The following is a 4,639-nucleotide window of genomic DNA, read 5'->3' on the forward strand; positions in this document are numbered from 1 at the left end:
GGGAAAGTGGATTTTATGAATCTTTATCCACTTAATTTTAAAGAGTTTTTAATGGCTACAGGTAAAGAACGATTTGTAGAACTACTTGATCAACAGAATTACCAAATGATAAATAGCTTTAAGCAGACATATATTGATGCATTGAAGCAGTATTATTATGTAGGTGGTATGCCAGAAGCTGTACAATATTTTGCGAATTATAATGATTATAATGAAGTACGAAATATTCAGAAAAAAATTCTATTCGCTTATGAACAGGATTTTTCTAAACATGCACCTAATGAAATTGTTCCTAAAATAAGGATGCTTTGGAATAGTATTCCATCACAGTTTGCTAAGGAAAATAAGAAATTTATATATGGTCTTATTCGCACAGGAGCACGCGCTAAAGAATATGAAACAGCTATTATGTGGCTATCTGATTGTGGATTAATACATAAAATTAGTCGTGTAAATCAAGCAGGTATACCTTTAAAGGCATATGAAGACTTAAAGGCTTTTAAAATTTATTTATTAGATGTAGGGCTTTTAGGGTGCATGACTGGTTTGAAACAAAAGACGCTTATTGAAGGTAATAATTTATTTGTGGAATTTAAATGTGCACTGACTGAACAATATGTATGCCAACAACTCAAGACAATAGAAGATTTGAATATATATTATTATACAAACGAAAGAGGAAACTGCGAAATAGACTTTGTGATAGATAGAGACAATCAGATAATTCCAATAGAAGTCAAAGCAGAAGAAAATTTAAGGGCGAAGAGTCTTAAAACATATAGTGAAAGGTTTTCTCCTGATATTTGTGTTCGTACTTCTATGTCTGATTATAGAAAAGAAGATTGGCTTATTAATCTTCCTCTCTATGCAATAGAAACAATAAAGGAACTATGAAAAAACGACACAGCAAGTGTCGTTTTTTAGTTAATTCATGCTTTTTTGTAACTTCTTAGCGACAAGTATCAATACAATCACAGAGTAGCTGTACTGATATAATCCATTATATAAGATTAAGTGGTATCGAAGTGGCTTGTGAAATCTTAGGCTCTACAAAAGCACTGATATCATAACCAATAAAGAATAAACCAAATTTAGATGCTATACTTATTCCTTATATTAGAAATTGCAGCATCTCCCTTTACTGTGTTTTCAGATTTTACATCTTTCAAACCATCTAATATTGTTGTTGCTTCATCCATCTTTCTCATAGTTTTTTCATAATACTCGATATTCATAATAACCAATCTGCCATATCCATTCTTGGTTACGAATACAGGACCGTTTTCTTCTGCACAAAGACGTTCTACTTCAGCTGTATTTTTCAAATCATGCATTGGAATAATCTTCATACAATCAGCTCCTTTCTTGTGGCTATATTATAATCTATATTTAGCCACGGTGTAAGTGACTGAGAATTATTACGATTAAAAAAAAGACACAACCAGACGAATTTTTCCCTTGATCTGCTTTGCAGGTCAGTAAAAAAAACGCTGTCTTGTATGGTATCGGCTTCATACAACTTATTTTCCAGCATCATACGAGCCAGCTTTTGTCGGTGTAACAACCGCTTGATACGGTCATATCAGTAACGGTAGTAGAGAAAAGCGACCAATGCACAAACACCAGTCGCTATCAGAACCGTAATGGAATTGTAGGCAGTCCAAGTAATTCCGATATGGAGCAGGTTAAAATCTGTCCAGTCTGTGACAAGGAGCTGTCGCAGATTCAGTAGCAGGAACACCGCAACAAACAGGAGCAACAGCCAGCCGATACAGAAATAATAGACCAGCGATTTATCACTGGCACGAATCCTGTTACCTTTAGATTCTATCCATACTTTCATTAAAACTCCTTTCTTCGGGTATAAGAAAAGCAGTCAATCTTATAGACTAACTGCTCGCATAAATAATAAAATCATTATGTTCAATTTAAGAAAAGTGTTGCTATAGGTTATCTTATCCAGCAAATATACCATAACGATATTGTTGTCGGTATCATTAAACTCACTTCTGTCATCATCTCGTTGATAGCGCCTAACGATTTGCCATCATCAGTAAGATATCTCTTCTCTATAGGAGATACGCAAATGATGCAAAGAAAGTATGGATTGAAGAGGCATTAGAAGAAGGTATTAAGATTGATGAACCAGATAGTATTGAGGACTATTTTGGAAAATTCAAATTGAGAATCCCTAAGACTCTTATCTAGAAATGACAGCTTACTTTTAAAATAGAAGACAATGACATAAATATTTACACAGAAACTGTCCAAAGGCAATGTCCGGAGTTCACATTCCGGCTTTTTTGCTTGAGTAAATCTAAAGTATATTTAGTCGCTTGCTTTTTTTAGATATTTCATAGATGTTTCATAAATGATTAGTAGGATGAAATAAAGGAGATGATAAAAATGAAACAAATAAAAAAAGTAATGGTATTTGGAGTGTTGTGTTTCTGTACTGCGCTTATAGGATGTCAAAATAAAACAAATGCATTCACAAGTTCAGTTTTAATTAGGAACAAAACATCGTTTAAGCCTATTGATGAGGCAATAGATTCTAAAGAGGAATATGTTTATGAATATTTAGGTCTTAAATTTAAGTTATCTCAAAATATTAAGACTGCTATGAATCAAAAAAGTCTTGTGATGCTTGATGCACAAAATGCGTTAAATCAAGATTTAAGATATGCTTTTTTCTCATTTAATACAGTATCAAATACGCAAAAGAACATTGTTGTTGAAGATACTAAGGAGTATATAAAATGGGAAAATAGTCTTAAGAGAGAAGGTACTATTGGTATGTATCTAAAAGGAATGTCTCAAGAGGAACTAACTGATTTGACTAAATGCAAATATCATAAAAAAATAGGCACTGCTGATGATAAACAATATGAATATTACATAAGTTACCAGACTGAGGATTTTCTAAAGGAATTAATGAAATCAAACATAGAAATAATTGATCGATTAAAAGAAACAGAAAATGGCTTTGTTTTAAAAGAAAAGAAAGATTTAGACAATACAGAGGTTTTTGATGAGTAATCGTGCTATTTATTATATAACAAGAAAGAAAAAAAGGTCTCTTATTATTTTGATTATTGTTACAGTTATTTTTTCTAGCTTATATGTATCTTTAAATGTTATTAAATCCACAACACACTTAAAGAACTCAATATCTAGAACTGCGCAGACTTCTTTATCAATTTCAAAAAAAGATCAATCATCCTTTGATCATAAGGCCTTTAAAGAAACCAAGAATTATATTTTGCAATACAATGGAATAATAAAACCCAAACAAATAAAAGTCATTGAAGCAATGCAGTCAATAAAAAGAGATGATTTACCTGAAGAGTACCAGAATGTTTTATCATATCAGGCGATAAATCAAACAGAAAACCATGCTTTATTCAAAAGTGGTAATTTTATATTAGAAAAAGGAAGACACCTCAAAAAAAGGGATTTAAATAAAGTGATGATTCATGAACAATTAGCAAAAAAGAATCATTTAAAAATAGGAAATTATATAACATTACAGAATAATCATCGATATAAAATTATAGGTATTTTTTCGGGCAAAAAACAAGAAGCATATACTAGATGACTTCGGATTTTAGTGAAAATATGATTTTTATTGATTATCGATCATTACATACAAAGAATGTGAATCAAATGATTATGTTTTTTAATAGTTCACAAGAAGCTCAAATGACTATGAATCATCTTCGACAGAAATATATAGATTATGATATTGAAGAAGATCGTCAAACATATAAGGAAACCTTAGAAGCAATTAATTATATACAATACATTATCAAGTTAATAGTATATAGTTTTATTGTGGTTGCTATAGTTGTTCTTTCTCTTATTTTAATTTTATGGTTAAGAGAAAGAATCCATGAAATAGGTATTTTATTATCAATAGGAATAAGTAAAATAGAAATCTTAGGTCAGTTTATTATTGAACTTCTTTTGATTTCATTACCTGCAGTTATTTTATCCATTGCTGTAGGTAATGTATTATTTAAATTCATCATTAATGAATTATTAAAACATGAATATTCTTTGCTTGTTACAAATGGAATAGAGCAAGAATTATCTGCATTTTTAGCAAGTTATGGAATTTTAGTCACTGTTATATTGTTGTCAGTTGTCATAGCTTGTGGAATGTTCTTGACTAAAAAACCAAAAGAGATTTTATCAGAAATGAGTTAGGAGATTATAATGAGTGTATTAGAAATATCAGAATTAAGCTATAGATATAAGAATTCAAGAGAAAATATATTATTAGATGTCAATCAAACTTTTGAATTAGGTCAGTTTTATGCGATTATCGGTTCTTCTGGTGTTGGAAAGTCAACGCTGCTTTCTTTGCTTGCGGGTTTAGATGAACCTCAGGAGGGAAATATTTATTTTGAAAATGAAGATATTAAAAAGAAAGGTTATAGTTATCATAGAAGAAATCATATTTCTTTGGTGTTTCAAAACTATAATCTCATAGACTATTTAACACCTCTGGAAAATGTGAGATTGGTGAATAAGAAGGCATCACCATCATTGTTATTAGAACTTGGATTAAATCAAGATCAAATAAAAAGAAACGTCATGACAATGTCATTAAGTTAAGAATTGACAGCTATCAAGG

The 4,639-nt window shown here is 30.6% G+C and carries 7 protein-coding genes; 5 read left to right on the forward strand and 2 right to left on the reverse strand.

Going from position 1 to position 4,639, the window contains the following annotated elements:
* The coding region (locus tag QVO42_RS10320) for an ATP-binding protein (RefSeq protein ID WP_288164382.1) at positions 1-894 on the forward strand (894 nt) is incomplete at its 5' end.
* 197 nt (positions 895-1,091) lie between these two features.
* Here QVO42_RS10320 and QVO42_RS10325 read toward each other — a convergent pair.
* Complete coding sequence (locus QVO42_RS10325) at positions 1,092-1,349, reverse strand: type II toxin-antitoxin system Phd/YefM family antitoxin (protein WP_022426025.1); 258 nt, start codon at positions 1,347-1,349, stop codon at positions 1,092-1,094.
* A gap of 233 nt (positions 1,350-1,582) precedes the next feature.
* Positions 1,583-1,843: a hypothetical protein gene (locus QVO42_RS10550; RefSeq protein WP_502685371.1), complete on the reverse strand. Its 261-nt coding sequence runs from the start codon at positions 1,841-1,843 to the stop codon at positions 1,583-1,585.
* Between the two features lie 563 nt (positions 1,844-2,406).
* Between QVO42_RS10550 and QVO42_RS10335 the strand changes: the two genes are divergently transcribed.
* From QVO42_RS10335 to QVO42_RS10350, 4 genes are read left to right on the forward strand one after another with little or no spacing between them, the layout of a single operon-like run.
* The gene (locus tag QVO42_RS10335; RefSeq protein ID WP_022426026.1) at positions 2,407-3,039 is read left to right on the forward strand and encodes an antioxidant AhpC/TSA family; all 633 of its coding nucleotides are present in this window, start codon (positions 2,407-2,409) and stop codon (positions 3,037-3,039) included.
* Positions 3,032-3,598, forward strand: coding sequence for an ABC transporter permease (locus QVO42_RS10340; RefSeq protein ID WP_022426027.1), 567 nt, complete (start codon positions 3,032-3,034; stop codon positions 3,596-3,598). Before QVO42_RS10335 ends, QVO42_RS10340 begins: the two co-directional genes overlap by 8 nt.
* Positions 3,595-4,209, forward strand: a complete 615-nt coding sequence (locus QVO42_RS10345) for an ABC transporter permease (RefSeq protein ID WP_022426028.1) — start codon at positions 3,595-3,597, stop codon at positions 4,207-4,209. Before QVO42_RS10340 ends, QVO42_RS10345 begins: the two co-directional genes overlap by 4 nt.
* A gap of 9 nt (positions 4,210-4,218) precedes the next feature.
* Entirely contained in the window at positions 4,219-4,620 is a 402-nt protein-coding gene (locus QVO42_RS10350; RefSeq protein ID WP_022426029.1) for an ATP-binding cassette domain-containing protein, read from the forward strand.
* Positions 4,621-4,639: the final 19 nt, after the last annotated feature.

The sequence above is a fragment of the Catenibacterium sp. CAG:290 genome (genome assembly GCF_000437715.1).
Taxonomy (GTDB): Bacteria; Bacillota_I; Bacilli_A; order Erysipelotrichales; family Coprobacillaceae; genus Catenibacterium; species Catenibacterium mitsuoka_A.

Coding starts and splice junctions, on each gene's coding strand:
- QVO42_RS10325 (WP_022426025.1), bottom strand. CDS start 1,349: ATGAAGATTATTCCAATGCATGATTTGAAAAATACAGCTGAAGTAGAA.
- QVO42_RS10550 (WP_502685371.1), bottom strand. CDS start 1,843: ATGAAAGTATGGATAGAATCTAAAGGTAACAGGATTCGTGCCAGTGAT.
- QVO42_RS10335 (WP_022426026.1), top strand. CDS start 2,407: ATGAAACAAATAAAAAAAGTAATGGTATTTGGAGTGTTGTGTTTCTGT.
- QVO42_RS10340 (WP_022426027.1), top strand. CDS start 3,032: ATGAGTAATCGTGCTATTTATTATATAACAAGAAAGAAAAAAAGGTCT.
- QVO42_RS10345 (WP_022426028.1), top strand. CDS start 3,595: ATGACTTCGGATTTTAGTGAAAATATGATTTTTATTGATTATCGATCA.
- QVO42_RS10350 (WP_022426029.1), top strand. CDS start 4,219: ATGAGTGTATTAGAAATATCAGAATTAAGCTATAGATATAAGAATTCA.